The organism is Pontibacter locisalis (assembly GCF_042684605.1).
GTDB lineage: Bacteria > Bacteroidota > Bacteroidia > Cytophagales > Hymenobacteraceae > Pontibacter > Pontibacter locisalis.
In genome coordinates this window covers 17,758-39,783 of the sequence record NZ_JBHULU010000013.1, presented here as the reverse complement: position 1 = coordinate 39,783, position 22,026 = coordinate 17,758, and the positions used below count along the sequence as shown (strand labels likewise).

Below are 22,026 nucleotides of genomic sequence, written 5' to 3'. Positions count from 1 at the left end.
CTTTTATTTCATACTTGTAAATAATGACATGGCATTCTCAAGCCCCTTATGTACAAGGGCATCTAATATATCATCAAGCTCAGTTGTTTTCACCTCTATTACTGGAGCAGTATGCATAGTTAGCTTCGTAAAACGATCATGAAGCTTTTGGTATGTTGAATCTTCCGGGCCCTTTACCATACTTAAAAAGTTTAACTTTCCTTCTATGACAGCTTTAAGAGTCGGAGACTTCTTTTTCCTGTTAGCTTTCTCAAAACCATACTCTCTAATAAAAATTTTTCCAGCCTTTAAATACCCATACTTCTCCCAGTAGTAAAGCCACATTCTTATCTGCTTAATGTAACGCCTATGAACATTAACTTTTTCATTTATAACTAGACCTGTTGCTTCCTGCCTGAAATCAGAATTTTGGAGCCGGGTCTTTTTAGGGTTAATCTGAAAATTCTGATCTTTTATGATCCGTTGAAGCTCCTTCGAAAAGTCGCCATCATTTACAAAAACATTTTCATGGGATGAAAAAGTAATGTCATCGGCATAGCGGCTATATTTTATCTTAAATCTTTTTGCGAGGCCTCTTAGCCTTACATCAAGCTTGTGAGCTACAACGTTAGTAAGAGTAGGTGACGTCGGTGCTCCCTGTGGTAAGACCTCACGATACTGCTTTACCCAATCTCCTATAGAGTTTTGTCTTTCCACTTCTAATCTTGTGCAACACAAAGCAGCGATCATATTAGCTAAATGGAGTCTTGACCTTTCTGCATTAAGATAGAAAGGGTGAAGCTGAAGACACTTCCATACCCTAGCCTGGTCCACACTTGGAAAAAAATCTTTTAAATCAATGTTATAAACGTAGCGCTTTCCTGTATGCAGAATAGCATTATCTACAATTGACTTACCAGGTATAAATCCGGTTGCGGTACAGTGAGGCTCGAATACAGATTGGAGAACAATGTTAAGGCAGCGCTGAATAGTTTTAAGCCCTCTGGTTGGTGCATGTATAGTCCTTGTACCGCCAGACTTTTTACTTATACTAAACTTTTCATAGCTGTTTCTGGAAAGCTTTGGGTTAGAATAGTATGTAAGAGACTTTAGAGAAATCTTCCGGGCTTTATCACCATAAATAGAAGTAAGAGTAAGATTAAGTAAGGCTAACAAGTCCTCTTTCGTTTGAATAGCTTCAAATTTTGACCTGATCTCATGTACCTGTACTTCTCCTAAATTCATATCACATAAATAAAAGAAAAGCCTGCCCTTGATACTCTTTATGTACTTGAGAAAAAAAAATCAAACAAAAACAGAAACATAAAGGGAAATAAGCACGACGTTCTGCTGACTTAAAAGCCTAATGATATTCTATATTATATCATTATGTCTAGCAACGACAGCATTGTGTTTCCCACACATTTCCCCCGCATTTGCAGGGAACATGCCGATCATTGGTTTGGCTGCAACAGCCAAACCCAGCATGCACGGTTCAATATCTTTAGGGCAGACTTTTCAAAGATCGTAACAGGCAATATTGCCATGTTTACCTATGCAATATGCAAAACTGTGCCAACATATAAAATAGCTTTTATGCTATCTATCTGATGTTAATGTATATCAAAACACATTAAATGTATATCAACTTCTGATATACATTTAATAGATAAGGAAAGTCAGCATCACGCTACTCCCGCATTACGGTTTATCTCATCTATTATTCCGAAGAGCTTCACCACCTGCGTCTCTTCCCTAAACACACCTGCAACACCTTCATGATTAATCTCAGTGAAAGGCGGTTCAAAAAGCATGGCTTTGTCGATCGTGCCGTTGATAGTCAGGAAATCAATTAGTCGGTTAACGAATGTAATCTGATCTGCTTGCAGGGTCTGCCCTACCAGGAACTCAGAAAAAGCTTCCTTAGCGGCGTTAACATCCAACCCTATGATACTTCTGATAAATGCTCCTAGTGGCTTTGGTACACCCAGCTCCTGCAGTAAGTCTTCTTTGGTACCACGCTCCTGACCATCAAATAAAAGTCGCTCCAATTCTTCAAGTTCAGCCGGTGTTATTGGCTGATTAGTACGGAGCCTGTTTATGGTAACATGGTGTTCGTTTTGACGAATGTAACGCTCTACACGCTGGCGGTAGCTTTCTAATTTGTTGCTTCCAATTATCTTCTTAATGTCGATTTCTTCAGCATTACCTTTAAACTCATCTTCAAAGTTGGTGTAGGCAATTACCTGCTTTTCTCTATCAATAAATTTTACCAGATCGCGCAGGCTCTCACGCATCTTCTCTAGTGCAGGGGAACTCACCTCCTGCCAGAACTCAGAAGACTTCACCGCTTTAATCAGAGTCATTTGGTTAGCTACTGCAGGTATGGCAGTCTTTTTCGTCAAAGAATTTGCCATCTCCTGCACGCGTGTTATATACCCCTTCTGCTTAACATCTTTCTCCAGTATAGATAAAATCAGGTTCAGCATAAGCAGGTCAAAGCGACGGGCCAATTCATCATTACCTTCTACAGGCGCCAAAGGTGCCAAGTGTTTGCTTATGTCTTGCCGGTCTACTTTGCTTAGTGTATCCCACAGGCTGCGCTGGCTATACTTGTCTACATACAGTAACTTACGCTTAACTAGAAAGCTGTCGCGGTTCATGGTAGCAACGGTATGGTGCAGCGTATCCAGCAGTTTATTGCGCAACTGCTGGTGTGCTTCATCATCCTGATAAGGTTCCTCAAGCAATAGCTCTGTCAGCTGCAAACGTGAGAGGAAAATTTGCTCACTTAGGCTCTTCTGAATAGGTGGTTGTATCCCTTCCGGAAACTCATCAAAGAACTCAAAATTTTCACAGAAGTCGAAAATGTAGAAAAACTCTTTATCCTGGCCCGGACCGAAAAGATCTGGTCGCAGACGAGTGCCTCGCCCAATCATTTGCCAGAACTTGGCACTAGATCTTATAGGCTTAAAAAACACTAGATTCACAATATCAGGTATGTCTATACCTGTATCAAGCATATCAACTGACACAGCAATTTGTGGCAGCTTATTCGTTTCCGTAAAATCATCAATCAGATCCTGTGCGTACTTTTCGTAATTATCTATTAGGCGAATGAAGCTGCCTCCTAGGTCAGGGAAAAGCTTATGGAATCGTTTCTCAATGAATAATGCATGATCATGACTACGAGCGAAGATAATGGACTTGCCTAGCTTATCACCTCCTTCTACCTTCAGCCCGTTTTCCATCAGGTATAGCAGCACCTTATCAACGGTATCCTTATTAAATAGCCATTTGTTAAGGGCAGGCGCACCAATTTCGTCAGGCATGTTACCAGTCTCCTCATCCCGAAAAGTGAGTTCATACTCTTCCTTTTCGGCATCGGTCAACTCTTTATACTTCACACCTTCCCGGTGGAATTTCAATGGCACTGACATAGCCTTAGGAGGCACCAGATATTTGTCATTGACAGCTTCCTGGAGTTCATAAGCATAGGTTGGCTGGTGACTTTCAAGACCAAACAGCTCATAGGTATTCTTATCCACCTCAGCCTTAGGTGTAGCTGTTAAGCCGACTACTAGCGCATCGAAGTACTCAAATATTACCTGGTACTTCTGATAAACGGAGCGGTGCGCTTCATCAACAATTATAAGGTCGAAATGGCCTGGACTATAGAACTTCTCATCTTTAGTGCGTGCGCCATCTATGAGGTTCATCATTGTTGGATAGGTGGAGAACACCATGCGGCTCTTATCCTCTTCCTTCTCCTTTGTCAGATCAACCGAGGATAGGTAAGGCACATGCTGACCGAAAGCATTTTTTGCCTGCCTGACTAGTGCTGTTCTATCAGCAAGGAAGAGTGCACGTGTTACCCAGTTGGCTTTGCTTAGCACCTCTACCAGCGCAGCAGCTGTACGTGTTTTGCCGGAACCGGTAGCCATAACGAGTAGTGCACCCCGCTCCTTTTTCATAAACTGCTCACCTACCCGCTTTATCGCCAGCTCCTGATAATACCGGCCTGCAATGTTTTTATTAATTACAGATAGTGTTAGGTCTTTGCGGATACCACGGCGATTTACAAGCCGTTGCAACTCGTCCTTGGTATAAAAACCTTGTACCTGGCGCGGCGCGTAACCAGGGGCGGGCACATCGTCCCACAGGTACGTTTCAAAACCATTTGTATAATAGATCACAGGGCGTTGGCCTGTCATCTTTTCTAAACAATTAGCATATAGCTCAGCCTGGTGTCGCCCTTTTTCAACAGCGGTCAAAGCCTTTTTTGCTTCTACAACTGCCAGAGGTTTTCCATTATCCCCCCACAATACATAATCAACATAACCTTTACCTGTTGGGTTAGTGCTAAGTGGCATGCCTGATACTTCATACTCACATACATTCACAGCTTGCACATCCCATCCAGCCTCGCGCAACAGCAGGTCTATGTAGCGCCGACGGGTTTCGGCTTCGGTAATAGGCAGCTGCACTTCTACAGGATGCTGCAGGTTCTGCTGCTTTATCTGCTCTACTTCTAGTAAACGCTTTTGCAGCTGGGCCAACAACTGCTGGTTTTTAGCCAACTCTTTGTCTTTGCGTTGAAGCTCATCCTGCTGTGAGAGGTATTGTTCTTCCATTTTTTTAGCCTCAGCTAACGAAGCATCTGGTCTTACAACTGCCATAGGCAGAAGTGCTTCGTTGAAAGGAAGTATGGTAGGACGAACGGGACTATAGGCACCTGCTAAAAATGCCATGAATCCGTAAAGATGGCGGATCGCAGCAAAGGCCTCTCCCGGGCTAGGACTTCCTTTATGATGCGCTGCAACATTACCCAGCTTACGAATGAAATTCACACTTTGAAAAAGATTGGCTGGAAGTAGTTGCTTAAAGCCTGGCTCATGTATAAGAGCAGCCAGGTTGTCTTGGTATGGCGGGTGTAATGAGCTATCGTTATCGTATAACCAGCGTACTGCATTTTCAATAGCTATTCGGCTGCAAAGGGCAGCATAACGAGGAGCAGCATGTACATTTTGTTCCGACTCTGCAGCTACTTTATATATTTCTGGCCAATAAGTATTTAAAAAGGTAAAGTTCGAATTCATAGGCTGGCATGTTAACAGCTATAAAAATAGCACTAATCTTTTATACTCCTAGATTTAAATACAGTAATCTGACTGTTATAACAAGTTAACATTAACTACCTGCGCTGCATTAGCATCTTCCGAATATCGGCGGCAGCTGCTTCAGCTGAGCCTTGCGGGCAATGCTCCCACTCTTTTGCCATGCTGTTAATCCGATACTTTTCGGGTGTTGGAAGGCGATAAGTGTGAAGGTATAGGTATACCATATAGTACCACTCATCGGAATAAGCATCTGGTAACCAACCCCAATGGTGAAACTGGCGGTGAAGAAAGAAATTCACAAGCATGTTTTTAGACGAGCTACCAAAAAGCTCGCTTGTGCTGTTGAAATAGCGTTGGGCTTCAATTAGATATGCAGGAGCTTCTATACCTGGCTTTTTGACCGTTTCGAAATAGGCGTAGCCATCGAAGCGGGTGGCACAGTTCATGATGGCTTTTGTTGTATCATGTGTAAGTTTTGAATCCATTTCAAATCTAAATATAGGATTAGGCAGTAAACAGCTTGTTCAACTTTGCAATTATTAATTTAGCTTCATGCAAACTCTCAGCATCACGTCTTAAGCTTTGGTTTTCTTTTTCTAAATCATAAACCTTTTGTTTTAGGCTTTTAATCTCCAAAGTCTGTTCTAAATCCTTCCAACCTCCACTATAGCTGCTAAGCTCTTGCACAGCACTAAAGAATTCCTCATAAGATTTGATTCCTCTTGTAAATGGAACAGTTCTCTCAACACCTAAACTATCTACTATTGTAAATGCAGTAAATGCGTAACCACCATAACCATCATTAACATTTGTGCATACTATACCTTCATGCTCTAAACTTATTGCGTTAAAATTCTTATCAAAAATGTAATGATTATCCTGCTCTACAAAAAAACTACCTATGTACGAACTCGCATCCTTAAGTAAAACATAGAATTTTGCTTTATATGTTATTACATCTTGCTTGTACAAACAAGATGTGATCAGCTTTCCATCATCACCTAGAGCATGCCATCTATCAGATTTGATTATATTGGTTTTTGATTTCATACAGGAAATAAAGCTTTACCCACCAGTAGTACTATGCAATAAATTATACAATCCTTTAATACTGTCTTTACTAGCATGGAATTTTTCTATCTCACTTCTTAATGTTTGATTCTCTCGCTTTAAATCTTCTACCTCTTCTTTTAAGCAATGTAAGTCATACTCGAGCCACGACTCAAACTGACTCAACACCTCCTGCATGAACTCTATGCACATTACAATGGCTTTTATGCTGTAGGAGAACCAAATCTTTCTTCTTTTACCTCTTTGGTCAACAATAGAGAAACCTATTCTCGTAGCTCCCGCAACACTTGGCTCCCACTCCTCCTCAGATATTTTGTTACATTCGAAATTACCTACTTTGATAGTGGTCGGTGTAAAATCTTTATCTAGTAATTCATAACTACAGAAATTAAAGCGCTGGCCTAGAGCGCCGATAGTGTGGTAAGCATAGTTTTTATAAACAAAATACTTTGCTATACTTCTTTTGCTCTCAGCAATGCTTCTGGTATCTACCCTGTAGCTATGATTATTTGCTTTTATAAGATACCAAACTCCATCCTTTTGTTTAGCAGAATCTCTTAATCTTTCCATTGTAGTAGGGCTACATTAACTAATAGTTGCATTTTGTTCATTCAAGCGTTTGTTCTCCTCCTTGAGTGCCGCTAATTCTTTCTTAAGCCTTTGTATCTCCTGCACTTTGAGTTGAAGTTCGTAAGCATCCCAAGTTGGTACATTACTTAGCTCTTGCATGTAGCGAATACATTTTGCGAGTGCCAAATTATCGCCGTAGAAATTTACTGTCTTAGATACACCATTCTTGTCTGTAATATAGCAGGATAAACTTCCCTTTATTTTATCATAGTAGCCTATCTTACCTGTTATACCATTCTCAATTAAGTCACACACTACAAGGTTTGCATCATGAACGATGAATTTCTCCAGCCAATAAAATTTATAAAAGTGTTTATCCTTATACCTCTCGCGAGCATGAAGAATTAAATACTTAATTTCTCCATCCTTAACAGGGTTAAAACTTGACTTAGGTAAAGTATCGCCAGTTTGAGTAATAACCCACCAGAGAAGAGGTTGGAATGATTCAGTTGTTTGTATCACATTTATGACCAGTTAAAATTAACCCCTCCTAATTTTCGTAAAGTAACTGTGTAAGCTTTCGCAAGTCGGATTTGCTTTTATAAATTTCATCCAACTTATACTCTAGCTCTTGAATTTTTATCCTTAACTTACTTATATCCTCAGACGTTGCTTTTATTATATCTTCCTGGTGTTTTACCTTTTTAGTAAGGTCTCTTTCTCTAATAGTCCCGTATTTACCTAATTCATCCATGTGTTTTATACATGCTTGGAAAGCTTCGATACCACCGTCGAACATGCTTGTTTCTGTAACACTGCATTTATCTACCAAGTTAAATCTGATTTTTCTGTAATGTACATCCTGTACATGAGCAACTTCTGCAAACTCTAAATCTTTACAGCTTATACCATTGTACTTTAACATAGCAGTAGTAAGCGCTGTATTAAACAACTTATATTTAAAGTAAGAAGTACCTGATCGTTGTGAATAATACATGCACTGCACGTAATAAAAGGCCTCATCCGACCTAACAAATTCAGGGAGCCTGCCTTCTTTCAGGACTTTACCTAATTGTGTAAGGGCATACCATTTATCAGGTATAGGTGGTGTATTTTGATCTGACATGGTGAAGTATTTACTTGAAACTCTATTTAATTTAGCTGCTACTTAGCTAAGAAGCTGAAAGATTAGCTATACGTTTAACAGACCATCTCGGCTCCTGCTCAAGTATGAAGTGCTTTCCATACTCCAGAAAATAGAGGTCTACTGTAGGTTTACTGATCTTAGACACTCTAATAAGCTTCATACCAGCTTCTAGTTTGTCATAACAGCGCTGGCTCGATACTTTAAGCTTTGACCATGCTATTGATTCATCCGCTGTACCCTTTATCTCAAAATCTTCGGTTAAGCCGTTATATGATACTTGTAAGTCTACGCCTTTCTTATTGGTTACAAAAGTCGCTGTACAATCTATTGAGAGAAAATATTCTTTAACTATAGCTACAGCAAGCTTACCAACATCACTGTTCTTACCTGTATTCGGATAAGAAAGCAGCAACTGAGCTAATTTATCTTCAGGAACCGTAAAAGGTATTGGAGTCATGAATAAGACCAGTTAATGTGAAAAGTTTTAACAAACCATACTAATTGAATTTCTAGAACCAAAATGGATCAAGCAAAGAATAGGAGCACTTGTTTATATTACCAAAACTGAACTATCCTTTAAATACCACTCATTATTTTTTGGCAGAATTGAAACTGTTCTACCTACCAAATGATTGTTTAGAGAACTCACAAATCTATCCGTGATTTTGCTTCTACCATTTACTTTTAGAGCTAAATCTCTAATGTCAATTGTTCCCCAGCCAATATCATCTACTCTTCTAAAATAGAGGTTCAGTTCTCTTATTACTTCTGGATAACCTAAGCGGTATGTTCCATTGCCTCCAGCTGTTGCGCCGAATGGTGCCGACTGCCCCTTTTTATACCCCGAACTAGTTCTTGTTAATGAATCTCTATAATAATCTATATCCGTTACCAGAGCTTCGAATTCAGAGTTTGTTGGCTTTTCATTAAATACCTGATTTGTCAACTCGATATTTAACGAGTTTAATCCTTTTTCATTCTCATAAGGCTCAAAGTCTACTACATAGCATTTTCTATCTAACCATGTGGTGTAGAGATAATCTGTAATATTATTTAGGAACTTGTCTTTTCCTTTAATGCTCGAAACGTGAAAAAAACGTTCTGTCTCATTTTCATCTTTAATGAAACCAAAACCTTTATCTTCAAAATATTTAGTGATTATCCCTTTCATGTTGCTGGTTAGATTAGATTACATATTTTTTAGAGTGGTTTATAAAACAGTAGATAGTACATTATGTACCGAAAAAGCAAGCATTCGGCTTTGATCTTGTGAGCAATTCTAGAGTTTGTTCCAAGAGCTACGCCTTAAGTTAGTTTTATACTTTCAGGCGAGAGAACTTCAACATTCACTACATCATGTAAATTGAAATTGTCCTGAAACCAATTAGCTAATTGCACACGACCCATGATTCTAGGTGTATAATTATTATTAACCTCCCTATTTATGTGGCCAATGATTACATTATTAGAATTTTCTCCTAATTGTATCTTTATTTCGGTGTTATGCTCTCCGAAAAGATCAGCGTGCAACACACTTATATTAAAGAAGCCCTGATTGTAGTAAGTCGGATGCAGTATAATTTCAAACATAAAATATGAGATTAAAACAGTAATAACATAAACCAATAGCAGATTACTGACCTCGGCTTTTACCATTAATTAGAGCCTTCAACTCGTGAAGAAGAACAGCAATATGCTTACCTACCTTATCAGTATCATTTATAGACCTGTCTAATTGCCTCAATTCTTCATAAGGAATCAAAATATAAACCTCAAAACCTATACTTACATTGATAACAGTTCTACCAGAGTTTATAAATTCGTTATTCCAAGTGGTACCTATTTGTTTTCTCCAAGCCTTATCAGTAAGCAAATCCAGAAGCTGCTCTAATTTTGCTGCATCATCTTTTTTCCAACGTCCTGCCAGATCTTCAAATGTACCTCGGTTCATAAAGCGATCTGAATATTGCTCCAAATCATTGCACAGGATGAGCTCAAATAAGTAAGACCCATAGTTATTTGCGAATTTGATATAAGGCTCTACAATTAGTTGGTAGTTTTTACTATTTGCAGTTAGAACCTTTTGCTTCGCCCATGCCAAGCCTGCTGGATTAGTAAATAATGACCAGCCTTGCCCTTTAGTGTTGCCAGGATAAACCCTCAGATTTAGAAAATCTTCATCGTTAGGGCCATTTATTGGATCCATAAGAGCCTCAGAAGCCCAAGATTCTTTAACTGGAATAGAGACTCTGTCTTTCAAGTACATCAGCTCATCGCCGTACTGCTTTTGAAGTATGGTATAAAGCCTTCGATAAATGGGGTGAGTGTTAACTGTGCCATTAACTGAGAAAGGAATAGAAGAAAACGGTATAGGCTCATCCCATTCAGGGTATCTGCTGCGAATAAATTCTGTGAAGTTTCTAACCAGGTGTGCTGGCTGTTTTAACATAATTGAGAAGTTACTTATGTCGTCTGCCAGACGAAGTACTTCTTTCCAACTTAATGAAACAGGAATTTCAGTAATATCATCCTCTACTATTTCTTTATACTTCTCAAGCTGGCCTTTCAACTGACCAAGGCAATTTGCCGCGTTTCGTTTCACTTCAATAATTATCAGAGTATCTTTAAAACGGATGGCCATATCCGTGATCGGCTCACTATTACGATAGATGTCAACCGTATCATAACCTTCTAAGTCTAACACATTTTCGGTTAAGGCTACCGCATAAACCTTTTCAGCAATGGCAAGGCTACTAATTTGCTGCTGTATACTTATTTGAACTTCGTCGTCGCTATTAATCAGGTGCAGCTGCGGATGCAGGTCTTCGCCAACTATTTTCTTAAGGATAGTATACAGAAAGAGTGGATCGTGCTGTAAACAAATTGCTAGTGCACGGGTGAGATTATTTTCCTGATGCTGTACCGACTCTGATTCAGCGTAAAAATGAAAGAAATTAAGGTGTCTGTTCTTCATGTAGATTTAGTATGCAATGGTTTTATTAGAATATCTATTAGAAAGCTGTCTCAAATAATTGGTAAATCATACCGGCCCTTTGCACCTACACCACATTTAGGAAACATACAACAAATTTCCAATCTACTCTAAATTGCTACTCTATAGCGTTACAAAATGGAGGAAACAACGAACTTAGGCTTTGCAGTAGGCTTCTCATCCTTCAATTGCAGTTCGCCTTTGAAGGCTTTTTGAAGAAGGGATTGAAAAAGGTTGTTGGATCCTTTCAATGTAGTTTCTACTGCAGCTTTCTGTTTAACTATCTTTTTTATTACTGCTATAAATTTTTCCTGCAATTGTAGCGGAGGGAGCAATACAGGTATTTCTCTAATTGAATCTTTATTTATAGTTTTTGTTACAGCACCCTTTACTCGTTTTTGAATTTCTGTAGTAGCAAATTCAGATGTTAAGTAATAATAAAGAAATTCACTTGTGGCTCTAGATTGATCAAACCTTAACATAAAAGCATTCATACCTAATGAAACAGGTGTTTCCAAATTTGGCATTAAATAAACTTTTCCTGCGCTACCAATTTTATTTATAATTATCTCTCCTCCATAAACCTTAGTCTTTTTAAGATAATTATAAGCATGCTCATCTATGTAGATAACATTATCTGTAAAATTGTTATTTTCCAAATCTGTAGTTCTTACCATCAAGGCGTAGTTCTTTGTTGTTAAGAGAGTAACATTGTCTCTTAACACTTCATAACTCCCATTTGCGTGATAATCAGTTAAAGTCTCAATTATATCTCCTAACAAACATGTATTCCAAGATTTACTATTTATCCCAGGATCGCCGAACATATCCAGGAAGACCGACTGCAGGAGCTGGTCGTAGTGTTGGAGCAGCTGGCGGTCTTTCTGGCGCAGGCGGTCGGCTTTGTCCAGCACCTGGGCTATGCGCTTCTGCTCTTCCAGCGGGGGAAGTATAATTTCTATCTCGGCAAGTTTCTTTTTATTGAGTGTCGCACCCATTACAGCGCGATCTGTATCCCTTAATAAATCAGCAACTTGAAGCGCGTAATACAAAAACCTGTTGTATACTTTGCTCCTATCTTTTATTAAAAGTGCTGCAATTGCTTCATTAGTATAAACCGGCTCTTTAGTAAAAGCTAACTTACCTATACTTAACTTAAAACTCATCAAGAGTGTATTAGCAGGTATAAGTTTGCAATTACACTCTCTCACTGCAGCATCTGTTATTTCTTCTTTCGTAGTAAAAACAGTATCAGACTTTAAATCTCTGATCGAAACCCAGCTATACCCTTTGCCCCAATAGGAAGAATTGTTTCTATCTGGGGTTCTTCCAATTTGAATGTCACAAATCTGACTTAGCTTAACTTTCTTCCAACTCATCCTAGTAACTCCTCCAATTCTTTCAGTTCATGTTGTCTTTCTTCGTCCAGTTGGCGGATGGCGGCAAGTATAACCTGCGGAGAATCATACTTCACCTCTTGGTACACGGCCTCCTTGTAACGGTTAATGCTAAGGTCGTAGGCATTGGCCTGTATGTCAGCTAGCGGCACCATAAAGCTTTGCTCGGTGCGGGCACGGTTGTGCTCAGCCTCGCGCTGCTGCCAGCGGGTAAGTATATCAGGGATGTTGTTGTTTTCGTGCTTGCTGACATCAAGTGGGTTGCGCTTATCGTCCAGCGAGAAGCCATCGGCCTGCATGTCGTAGAACCATACTTTGTCGGTACCACCCGAATTGGTCTTCGTGAAGATGAGCACCGCCGTACTTACCCCGGCATAAGGCTTAAACACCCCTGAAGGCATAGAGATAACTGCCTCTAGCTTCTGGTTGTCGATCAGTTCTTGGCGTATGGCCTTGTGCGCCTTACTGGAGCCGAAGAGAACACCATCCGGCACAATTACAGCGGCACGTCCGCCAGCCCTCAGCATGCGCAGCATCAGGGCTAGGAAGAGCAGCTCCGTCTTCTTAGTGCTTACCGTCTTCAGCAGGCTTTTCTCTACAGAGTCGTGGTCCAGGGAGCCTTTAAATGGCGGGTTAGCAAGTATAAGCGTATAGGCTTCGTTTATGGTGTTGGCCTCTGATAAAGCATCGCGGTAGTGCAGCTGCGGGTTCTCAATACCGTGCAGCAACAGGTTCATGGCCCCAATACGGATCATGGTAGAGTCGAACTCCAGACCGTTGAACATGTGGTTCTGAAAATGATCTATCAAATCGCTTCTCAAAAGCATCTCAGGGTGTTTCTCACGCATGTACTCCCCTGCCGATACCAGGAAGCCGCAGGTGCCCGCCGATGGGTCGCAGATGGTGTCTGTTGGCGTTGGTTCCATCATGTCCACCATCATGCGGATGATGTGGCGCGGCGTGCGGAACTGTCCATTGGTACCCGCCGTGGCCACCTTCGAAAGTAGGTATTCGTACAGGTCGCCTTTGGTGTCGCGGTCGTTCATGTCGATGGCTGAGAGCATGCTCACCACACGCTCCAGCAGATTCGGCGTTGGGATCATAAAAGTAGCACCCTTCATCTGCTGCGAGAACACGCTGTCTTGGCCGCCAAACTCCTTCATGAACGGAAACACCTTCTGGCTCACCACTTTGTACATCTCCTCTGCGTCAATGTCCTTAAAGTGGCTCCAGCGCAGTTGCTGCTGGTCTTCCGCAAAAATGGCGTCCTTTATAGGCTGGTTCAGCAAACTTGCCCGCTTCTCTTTAGCCGTGTGCAGCTCATCGAGTCTGCGGATAAACAGCAGGTACGTGATCTGCTCAATAACAGTAAGCGGGTTCGCAATGCCACCCGTCCAGAAAGCCTCCCACACGCGGTCTACTTTGCTCTTTAGTTCTCCGGTAATCATTGGTTGGTTAATGTGATGTTTTATAGCCTAGGCAACTGTTGCTTCGGGCTGGGTTGTTTGATACATAAATTGATAAGGAAGTAATAAACGATTCTTATTAGAGCCGAATACATTTTTTGCCATAGATGCACATGCGGCATACTCTTCTAACAGCAGTTTTACATCATCTTGATTAGAAGAATAAAGGTTAAAACCCATGTATAACTTTGAGCTCGATGGCTTCAATTGATCTCTATACTTGAATAGATTAAATCCCTTTCCTATCTCATACCAGTAATAAGTTGTAACAATTCTTCTATCGTGGAAATCAGTACCATGTTGATTTTCTATGAGTGCCTTTAGCTCATCATCAAAATCAATTATCGTGAGATTTACCTGCACACTCGGGATACACTCTTCAAAGTAAGTATCTAAATCTGTTTTTATTGACTCAAAGCTGTGCTTGCTGTCTTTTTGAGAGGCAATAATTGTTAGATCGACAGGTATAATTGTTTTCCTGTCAGGTATAAGCTCAAGCAATAAAGGTTTTAAGTTGCATTGTATTTTCTGCTCATATTTATCACAAAGAATATACCTGTCGGCTACTACAATTGCATTAATTGGGTGTTTATAGTCTCTTAATTTACGCCATGAGTCAAATCTTTCATCTGCTGCAATTTCAGGATTATTGGTTATTTGATACCTCAGTATTTCTTTAGATGTCAGGAAACGACTCCATTTCTTTTCAAGCTCAGCTGCGTTGATAAAGCTAAAGCCAACCTGTTTCTCTAATTGATCGCACTCATTGCAATCAGACCCAATAAAAAACATTTTAAAGCAGCTTCCCTGTTGGTAAAAAGAAGCTCCTTTTACTATCCCCGATAATTGGGCCTCTAAAGTGTATTGTGGTTCTCTTTCTTCAATGGCTTGCAAGAGTGCATTACTTTCTAAGTAAAACTCTAGCTCAGAGTAATCCGAGAAATTACATACTACTTTTAAACCTCGCCTAATACTTTTAACAAATTGAATAAAGCTATCATAAACAGCTCTCTTTTCTGCAGAAGAATTAAATTGAAAAAAACCGTCTAAAAAGCCTTTATCTACTACTAGCTCCATACCTATTCCTAGTTAACGTTATAGAGATGAGCATTCCTTAATCTCATTAACTCGAGCTTCCAGTTTGTAGCCTCATCTATAAAGCCAGGGCCGAAATCGTTTGTTAAGCTTCCATCGGGGTTGATGTTGATCTTACGAACAAACTTATCAAAGTCGCTCGGGATATTGCCATCCAAGTAGTATATAACAGAGTCCTCAGGTTTTGCTTCACCCGCTGCAGTTAAAACTTGTAGTCTGCGAATAAGGTATTCGCTGTGGGTTTCAATTAGAAGTGTTACTTCAAATGTCTGCGTAACGTCAACAAAGAAATCAGCTAAAAGAGACTGAAGCTTGGGGTGTAAGTTGGATTCAGGTTCTTCAATTAAGAGAAGAGGAATTTTTGTATTGGCACTATCCATTTTGAAACCTATCAGTTCCATATGATTTGTGTACCCCTTAGATTTGAGCTTAAAGGCAATATATAACAAAATAGGTAAAAATTGTGTTACGCCGTAGCCTAAATCAATTAAATCAATATTCCTACCATCCTTCTCAATTATAACCTCAGTAGCAATACCTTTTACTCTTTTTATACTTAATGAGTCACCAATATTGAACTTTACGAGCCACTTTTCTACAAATTTTTTAGCTGAAAAGCCATACTCATCAGTTTGTTGAAAGGTGTCCCATGATTGGCCAATGTTTAGTAATAATTTGTTGAACGCTGTGCCTTGAGATTGATTTGTATAAAGCCTTTGAGAATTTGCTCTAACCGCCTCTATTAATTTAACTTCAGCAAATGCCTGTTTTAAATTTTCATTTATAGCAGCTACTTGAGGGGCAATGATGTCCTGACACATTAAAAGAAAGTCATTAGAGATTACATCCTTTACTTTCAAATCGTTTGGGAGCACAGAGAAGGCCGATGAAGACTCTTCATTCAGTAACTCTAAGGCTGATAGATCTAAGACATTCCTTATAAAGAAATAGTAGTTAACATCTAGTGCATCATGATATTTTTGTAGATAACCATAATATGTTTCTACTGTTAAAAATTCAGCTCGGTTAGTTTCAAAACCATTGAAAGTAATATTGGAATACTCCTCCAGAATTCTCTCTTCAAGTTTATTTTTGATTGAACTTATTGATTCAATTGATAGATGCTCAGTAGCCTCTTTAAATTTTTGTTTATCAATAACTGAAAAGTCATAATCTAGGAAGTTTAGCAGAGTAACATTAAATCCAACCGGAATAGAAGCTACCCCTGAGCAAATCTCATCATATACCCCCTGTGCAAATGGGATTTTTTTAATCTTAACCTGATCAAGGAAGAACTTTAGGTTGACAAATAAATTAATAAAACCATTGCTTTCGCTTGTTTTACAAAGAACAACAGAATCGTCTATATTATCAGTTAGAATTAAGCTTTCCCTCAATGCAGCATCCTCAGAATACTTCTTGTCATTTACGTACTTTCCAACAAAAATGAAATCATCTACAAGATTAACATCCCTGCCTTGGCTTACTTTAAGCTTAAAATCTAACTCTTTAGACTGTGAATTAAAATTTAAAGCATTAGAAAAGGTACCCAGTTTGTGGCTGTTGCCTGAAAAGACTAGCTTATTAGGGTTATTTACATTATCTGACGCTAAGCTTAGTCCCTTAAAGATGCTACTTTTGCCAGAACTGTTAGTTCCAGTAAAAACAGAAATTGGAGCGAAATCAAAAAAATTAGCTTTGCAAAATACTCTAAAATTAGAGAATCCTATACCTGTAACTTGAGCCATTTATTTTATTGTTAAGTTATTGGAGTGCCACACCCTCTTTGGTCACTATACTTAAACCTTCATTAAATATAGTAATTCTTAAATCTTGTATTGCTGCAGTTTACTAAGTTTTGAAAAACAGATGGCTAAGCACCTGATATGCAAGAGGAAAATTATTTAACCTATAAATGAGGCCTCATAGCTTCTCCTTAGTTTAGCATTTTTGAGGTTTGTTTTACATTAATTGTAAAGAGCCTGCTGAATATAACCTGAAACAAAGGTGTAGGCAGATTATCTTCATCTAAAAGCAGAACTGACAGCTCACCCATAGCCCTGTAAATCTGAACGACTTTGTATTCCTCACATACATTTATTAATTCCTGTCTACAAATACTAAATATTCCATCTAGTCGCTCATCTGTACACTCAATGTACTCCATAACACCATGTAGCTTGCTGGGTAAATCTGCTGGTAGTGTTGTTGCTAAGACATAGTTAAACTTGAGTTGGGGAGGTACAATCGGGGTGCCATGCTGTTGGCTTCTTTTTATATCTGATAATCTCTTATATAGAAGCAAAGCTAATACCTGGTTGTGGGCTAGGTGTGACTCATGATTATTCACCTTAGTAAGATTAACTGCGGTTTGAATTACTAGAAACACTTTCTGAATTAACTGCCTTTCTCTTTCATCCCATGGACTTAACTGAATGAAATCTTCTGAGACTGTAAAATGAGCTGGGCTATAAAGTGCCTCCTCCTCAACATGCTGAATCAATTCATTGTACTGATCAGTTAAAATTATCTTATTGGAACACAAGAAGTAGGCAATTTGTGGAGCGGTCATGGGAACTTGCCTGTAGTGCAGCACCACTTTCATAGCTTCTGATAGCTTCATAGGGATAAGTTTTGTATGCTACCCTACTCCCAAGCAAAGTGCCAAAGGTAAAACAGGCCTTTTTTCTGCAAAACAGGCCCTACAAATAAGTCGTTATATCAATTTCATTTCCCCACTAATCAGAAGTTGATACATCAACTCATTACAGATGTGTCTCTAGCTCCACGAACTGCACTTCCTCGTAGCTTCTTAGTTTAGCTTTAAGTGTATTGATTGCCACTCCTAAAGAAATAGCTGTTTGGCGTTGATTACCATTATTCATGTTCAGAACTTTTAGTATATGTTCCCTTTCTACATCTTTTAAAAGTAAGGAGTGCTCCTGATGTACCTGTCTTACCCGCTTTGGAAGATCCTGGGGTGTTACTTCGTTAGGGCAAAAAACATATAATGATTCTATAAGATTCTCCAGCTCTCGAATATTACCAGGGTAGGAGTACCGTAATACCATTTGCTTGGCCTCCTTTGAAAATTGGAGCACCTTTTTCTTGCGCAAAGCCACTTTCTTACTTTCAATAAAAAAGTCAAGCATCTCTCCTACTTCCTCTTTGCCCCGTTCAGATAAAGACGGCAATTCCAACTCAGCTACACAAAGGCGGTAGTACAAATCCCACCTAAATTTCCCATCCCGACAAAGGTTTTCTAGTGGTGCATTAGTAGCAGCTATAACACGGACATCAATTTTTAGAGGAGTACCACCTATTGGCTGAATCTCTTTCTCCTGTAGAACTCTTAGTAAAGCTTGCTGCATCATAGGAGTTATGTCACCTATCTCATCGAGAAAAATGGTACCACCATGGGCAAAAGCAAATAAACCGTCTGTATCCTTATCTGCTCCGGTAAATGCACCCTTCTTATAACCAAACAACCTGGACTCAAGCAGATTTTCAGAAAGAGCAGAGCAGTTTATAGGTATGAAAGGCGCCTCTTTACGAATGGAATGATCATGTATATAACGGGCTAAGTGCTCTTTACCTGTTCCGCTTTCTCCTCTAATGAAGGCAGTAACATTGTCTGTTTGCGCTAATAGGAAGGCTCTTTCATAGACAGGTTTTAAGGAGTCAGTAATTAGGTAATCAGTAACAAAGGCTTCTTTTTCTCTTAGCTGTTGCTCCTTAATAATTGCGGTTACTGGTGTTTCAGAATGTTGTATCTGTACTTCCAACAGTTCTGGTTTACCTTCTTTTGAAAATCGACCTGGCTTTGTTTGAATAAGCCGAGTCTTAAGCCCTAAGGTTTGGTGGCAGAGGTACCAGCTCAACTGCATAATAGATGTACCTGGGGAGAAGAAAATCTCAATTTCATCCTCCTTATGCCTGAGAAGAAAACTTTCAACCTTCGTCTTTACCTCCTCAAGATCAATTACATTCTTAACAGGCAACAGTTCTTCCTCTACATGATGGCCTGGAAAGTCAGCCCTTAATTTTATACCAAGCCTTTGAGCATACCCCTCTTGTTTGCCCTCTGAATAAAGAAGTACATGCTTATCATATTTACCTGACTCATAAAAGTATTTGTGAAACTGATAATGAGGTCCATCTTCATTAACGCTCTTAAACACCCCATCTTCTCTTATAAAGTCGTGATTATATGCGATCCAAGACACCAACAGCTTTGCCATGTAAGTATATTTATTAGTATTCGATTACTGCGACTAATATAGATAATAATTATTCAGCTCAGGAGACACTAATCCACCTTTGTTTGCTAACAATAGGTAAAGATCCTATATTTTACATTTTAAAATGCATATATTTTTATAGATTAGTTTATTTTTACACCAATTACACTACTAAAATACATTGGCACCTTTTAAAAGTACTGTGTCAAAAAAGAAGATAGTGTATCAGAAGTTGACACAAGCTTACAAGCTTTGCATATAGCATACACCATACAAGTAATTAGTTATTAAAACCTTACGCCGACAAAGTATACTGAAAGTTAAGTGGTATACTATTTTCTAGGCACTAACATGAACTAAAACAAGCTTATGAATGACCCGACCAACAGTAGGTACAGGTATCTCACATTTAAAGGTAGTGGCACCTATCGCCGCTTTGTACAAGCTAAAGAAGACAAGTCTTTAGAGCCAGTAAACATGCCTTACAACTCACAGGATACTCCCGCACATGGTTCTTATGGTGAGCTACTTTTCAGACCTGAATGGCGTGCAAGAAGAGAAGAAATAATAAAGAGAGATAACCACAGTTGTGTTGTGTGTAGTGGCAGTGATGGCCTTCAGGTACACCACAGGCAATACCATTTTGTAGTGCGTCAAAATCAGTTTAAGCTCCCATGGGATTACCCAGGGCACTTACTAATTACACTGTGCAATTCCTGCCACAACAGAGGGCATAAGAAATTCAAGGTACCTACTATCAACATTTAATACTCAATACTTAATACTTATGGGACTATTTAGCTTCTTCCGTTCTAAGAACGGACACACAAACGGGTTTAGCAACACCGGACCAACAACCACTCAGCCTTTACCTGAGATCACAGAGGATGTATTTGTAGAAAGAAACAAGCCAGCTGATACAGTAGCTCCTGAGCAAGCGGGCACTACCACAGATGCAGGTATTAACACCTTGTTTCAGTTCTTAGAAAAAAACTACGAAGCAAAAGGGTATGATGATGCCTTGATTAATCCAGATACGACACATCTTAACCAAAACCTGGAAGCACTTAAAAACGACTTAGCAAGAACAATCAGAAAAGTAAAGACATTCTATGAGGATTTTATACGCGAAATAAACTTTCACATTAACAGCCGTGGGCGCAGCGGGATGATAGATACAGTAGAAGAGCTTGTAATGAAGCGAGAGATTGCTGAAGATCACATTCGACAAGTAATCGAAATAGAAGAGCAAGCGAAGAATAATGAAGGTCTAGGTCAGGGTATTATTATTAGCTATACCCGCGGCTTCAGAAATGGCCTTGCTTCGATTTCACATCACTCCATCTTAAGAAGAAACTTCTAAAGCTATGAGAAATTTATGGATGCGTTTTGGCTGTTTTTTAACAGGCTATAACTACGGTATTGTCAGAAACTCAAGTGAAGTAGCAGCGAAAGCAGTAAAACGCTATACTTCGGCCTTACTCATTGTGTGTATTATATGGTCATTTATTGGTTACTCATTTACAGAAAGATACTTAGAAGGTGGGTTATGGGAATCAATTGCTGGAGCTGTCATTGCTATTATCATCATTATTCAGATAGAGAGGCAAATCATACTAAGCATTAACCCAAGTAGATGGCTGTACTTCTCCAGGGGATTAATAGCAACTATGATGGCTCTCATAGGAGCCGTTATTGTTGACCAGATCATCTTCAAACAAGACATCGAACTTGAGAAAGTAACCTTCATAGAAAATCGTGTAAAAACCGCTTTACCACCTAAAACAGCAGAGCTAAGAAATCAAATTGCGGCATTAGATTCAGCAATTACTACTAAAGAAGAAGAACGCCTTGCATTGATAGCTGATGTTGCGAAAAACCCTAATATTAAGAGTGTTTCTTCTAACATAATTCCTACAGTAGTAAGTCAAACAGAAGTTGATTCTACTGGACGAACTATCACTAAACAGCGCGTTCAAAACGCAAAATCAGTAACTGTAAGTGACATACCCAATCCAAAGGCCAGTATGATTGAGCCCGTACAAAAGAACATAGACGATCTTCGTAAGCAAAAGGACCAAAAGGAAACAGCTTTATTAAATATAAGACAGCAAGTTGAGAAAGATATAAGTGATAAAGTAGGCTTTCTGGATGAACTAGAAATTATGCACTCCTTAATTACAAGATCAAATGTTGCCCTTGGCATTTGGGCATTGTGGTTCTTTTTCCTCCTAGGTCTAGAGCTACTGGTATTGATCAGTAAGATGAATGAAAAAGAGAATGACTACGAAAAAACTGTAAAGCATCACATGGACTTACAGGTACGCAAACTTGAAGCTTTAGCTAGAGCTGCAAATGGTAAGGTAGTAAACTAATACATTAGCATTCCCTAGTATTTAAAAATAGGCTGCTAAATTTCTATTTAGCAGCCTATTTTTTCTCTGTTGTATAATATTTAATCGGCAACAGAATTAGATTTAACAGCTACCTATCAGAGTGTCGCCTATCATTATACATTCTCAAAGAACTTCACCGCGTACTGACAGTATTCAATAATCTTCTCCCTATCAGTCTCAAACTCGCTTCTGCTTCCCAAATAGTTTCGGCAGGTTGGAGTGATCTCTTTCCCATCTTTCAATTCTTGATACGAAATGCACTTGATATGCTTTTTAGAAACAAGTACGATAAGAGCATTCTGATAAGGATAGTCTTTGTTCTTATCAATATCCTTTAGTTGGAACGTGCCACTAGCTCTAAACTTTACCTCAATAAAGTGTGCCTTTCCATCCTTATAAACCACTAGATCAGGCATCCTTCTAATTTCCATAGCCACCTCATCACGCACGCCTTTAAGTAAGTCCATGATGCCTGGTATGGTGTTTTCCATACCGTACTTGAACACCTGAAAACCCAACGAAAGAAATAGCTGTTCCACCAAAGTTTCAGCA

Annotated in this window: 20 protein-coding genes; 3 read left to right on the top strand and 17 right to left on the bottom strand. The window is 39.3% G+C overall.

The window, feature by feature from the left end; genetic code table 11:
- Nucleotides 1–3: 3 nt before the first annotated feature.
- From ACFSRY_RS10040 to ACFSRY_RS09965, 16 genes are all read right to left on the bottom strand, one after another.
- Nucleotides 4–1,224, bottom strand: coding sequence for a reverse transcriptase domain-containing protein (locus ACFSRY_RS10040; RefSeq protein ID WP_377506334.1), 1,221 nt, complete (start codon nucleotides 1,222–1,224; stop codon nucleotides 4–6).
- A 440-nt stretch (nucleotides 1,225–1,664) separates the two neighbouring features.
- Nucleotides 1,665–5,078, bottom strand: a complete 3,414-nt coding sequence (locus ACFSRY_RS10035) for a DEAD/DEAH box helicase family protein (RefSeq protein ID WP_377506331.1) — start codon at nucleotides 5,076–5,078, stop codon at nucleotides 1,665–1,667.
- A gap of 95 nt (nucleotides 5,079–5,173) precedes the next feature.
- Complete coding sequence (locus ACFSRY_RS10030) at nucleotides 5,174–5,584, bottom strand: hypothetical protein (RefSeq protein ID WP_377506328.1); 411 nt, start codon at nucleotides 5,582–5,584, stop codon at nucleotides 5,174–5,176.
- A gap of 19 nt (nucleotides 5,585–5,603) precedes the next feature.
- Nucleotides 5,604–6,149, bottom strand: coding sequence for a hypothetical protein (locus ACFSRY_RS10025; RefSeq protein ID WP_377506325.1), 546 nt, complete (start codon nucleotides 6,147–6,149; stop codon nucleotides 5,604–5,606).
- 15 nt (nucleotides 6,150–6,164) lie between these two features.
- Nucleotides 6,165–6,740: a hypothetical protein gene (locus ACFSRY_RS10020; protein ID WP_377506322.1), complete on the bottom strand. Its 576-nt coding sequence runs from the start codon at nucleotides 6,738–6,740 to the stop codon at nucleotides 6,165–6,167.
- Between the two features lie 15 nt (nucleotides 6,741–6,755).
- Nucleotides 6,756–7,262 carry a hypothetical protein gene (locus ACFSRY_RS10015; protein WP_377506319.1) on the bottom strand — a complete coding sequence of 169 codons (507 nt, stop codon included), beginning with the start codon at nucleotides 7,260–7,262 and terminating at the stop codon, nucleotides 6,756–6,758.
- Nucleotides 7,263–7,290: 28 nt separating this feature from the next.
- Nucleotides 7,291–7,866: a hypothetical protein gene (locus ACFSRY_RS10010; RefSeq protein WP_377506316.1), complete on the bottom strand. Its 576-nt coding sequence runs from the start codon at nucleotides 7,864–7,866 to the stop codon at nucleotides 7,291–7,293.
- Nucleotides 7,867–7,912: 46 nt separating this feature from the next.
- The gene (locus tag ACFSRY_RS10005) at nucleotides 7,913–8,344 is read right to left on the bottom strand and encodes a hypothetical protein (RefSeq protein ID WP_377506313.1); all 432 of its coding nucleotides are present in this window, start codon (nucleotides 8,342–8,344) and stop codon (nucleotides 7,913–7,915) included.
- A 93-nt stretch (nucleotides 8,345–8,437) separates the two neighbouring features.
- On the bottom strand, nucleotides 8,438–9,058 hold the full coding sequence (locus tag ACFSRY_RS10000) for a cold-shock protein (protein ID WP_377506310.1): 621 nt from the start codon (nucleotides 9,056–9,058) through the stop codon (nucleotides 8,438–8,440).
- A 462-nt stretch (nucleotides 9,059–9,520) separates the two neighbouring features.
- Nucleotides 9,521–10,861, bottom strand: a complete 1,341-nt coding sequence (locus ACFSRY_RS09995) for a hypothetical protein (protein ID WP_377506307.1) — start codon at nucleotides 10,859–10,861, stop codon at nucleotides 9,521–9,523.
- 149 nt (nucleotides 10,862–11,010) lie between these two features.
- Entirely contained in the window at nucleotides 11,011–12,258 is a 1,248-nt protein-coding gene (locus tag ACFSRY_RS09990; RefSeq protein ID WP_377506304.1) for a restriction endonuclease subunit S, read from the bottom strand.
- Nucleotides 12,255–13,724 carry a type I restriction-modification system subunit M gene (locus ACFSRY_RS09985; RefSeq protein WP_377506301.1) on the bottom strand — a complete coding sequence of 490 codons (1,470 nt, stop codon included), beginning with the start codon at nucleotides 13,722–13,724 and terminating at the stop codon, nucleotides 12,255–12,257. The genes ACFSRY_RS09990 and ACFSRY_RS09985 overlap by 4 nt, the downstream gene beginning before the upstream one ends.
- Before the next feature lie 27 nt (nucleotides 13,725–13,751).
- Entirely contained in the window at nucleotides 13,752–14,819 is a 1,068-nt protein-coding gene (locus ACFSRY_RS09980) for a hypothetical protein (RefSeq protein WP_377506298.1), read from the bottom strand.
- A gap of 8 nt (nucleotides 14,820–14,827) precedes the next feature.
- Nucleotides 14,828–16,585: an AAA family ATPase gene (locus tag ACFSRY_RS09975; RefSeq protein ID WP_377506295.1), complete on the bottom strand. Its 1,758-nt coding sequence runs from the start codon at nucleotides 16,583–16,585 to the stop codon at nucleotides 14,828–14,830.
- 188 nt (nucleotides 16,586–16,773) lie between these two features.
- Nucleotides 16,774–17,460 carry a hypothetical protein gene (locus ACFSRY_RS09970; protein ID WP_377506292.1) on the bottom strand — a complete coding sequence of 229 codons (687 nt, stop codon included), beginning with the start codon at nucleotides 17,458–17,460 and terminating at the stop codon, nucleotides 16,774–16,776.
- A gap of 142 nt (nucleotides 17,461–17,602) precedes the next feature.
- The gene (locus tag ACFSRY_RS09965; RefSeq protein WP_377506288.1) at nucleotides 17,603–19,078 is read right to left on the bottom strand and encodes an RNA repair transcriptional activator RtcR family protein; all 1,476 of its coding nucleotides are present in this window, start codon (nucleotides 19,076–19,078) and stop codon (nucleotides 17,603–17,605) included.
- A 369-nt stretch (nucleotides 19,079–19,447) separates the two neighbouring features.
- Between ACFSRY_RS09965 and ACFSRY_RS09960 the strand changes: the two genes are divergently transcribed.
- Genes ACFSRY_RS09960 through ACFSRY_RS09950 form a run of 3 tightly spaced genes read left to right on the top strand, consistent with a single transcriptional unit; the run spans nucleotide 19,448 to nucleotide 21,453 of the window.
- Nucleotides 19,448–19,846 carry an HNH endonuclease gene (locus ACFSRY_RS09960; protein WP_377506285.1) on the top strand — a complete coding sequence of 133 codons (399 nt, stop codon included), beginning with the start codon at nucleotides 19,448–19,450 and terminating at the stop codon, nucleotides 19,844–19,846.
- A 19-nt stretch (nucleotides 19,847–19,865) separates the two neighbouring features.
- Entirely contained in the window at nucleotides 19,866–20,441 is a 576-nt protein-coding gene (locus ACFSRY_RS09955; protein ID WP_377506282.1) for a hypothetical protein, read from the top strand.
- A gap of 4 nt (nucleotides 20,442–20,445) precedes the next feature.
- Nucleotides 20,446–21,453 (top strand): DUF4407 domain-containing protein, encoded by a 1,008-nt coding sequence (locus ACFSRY_RS09950; RefSeq protein WP_377506279.1) that lies wholly within the window; start codon nucleotides 20,446–20,448, stop codon nucleotides 21,451–21,453.
- A gap of 134 nt (nucleotides 21,454–21,587) precedes the next feature.
- On the opposite strand, the gene ACFSRY_RS09945 is transcribed toward ACFSRY_RS09950, so the two are convergent.
- Nucleotides 21,588–22,013, bottom strand: coding sequence for a hypothetical protein (locus ACFSRY_RS09945; protein WP_377506276.1), 426 nt, complete (start codon nucleotides 22,011–22,013; stop codon nucleotides 21,588–21,590).
- Nucleotides 22,014–22,026: the final 13 nt, after the last annotated feature.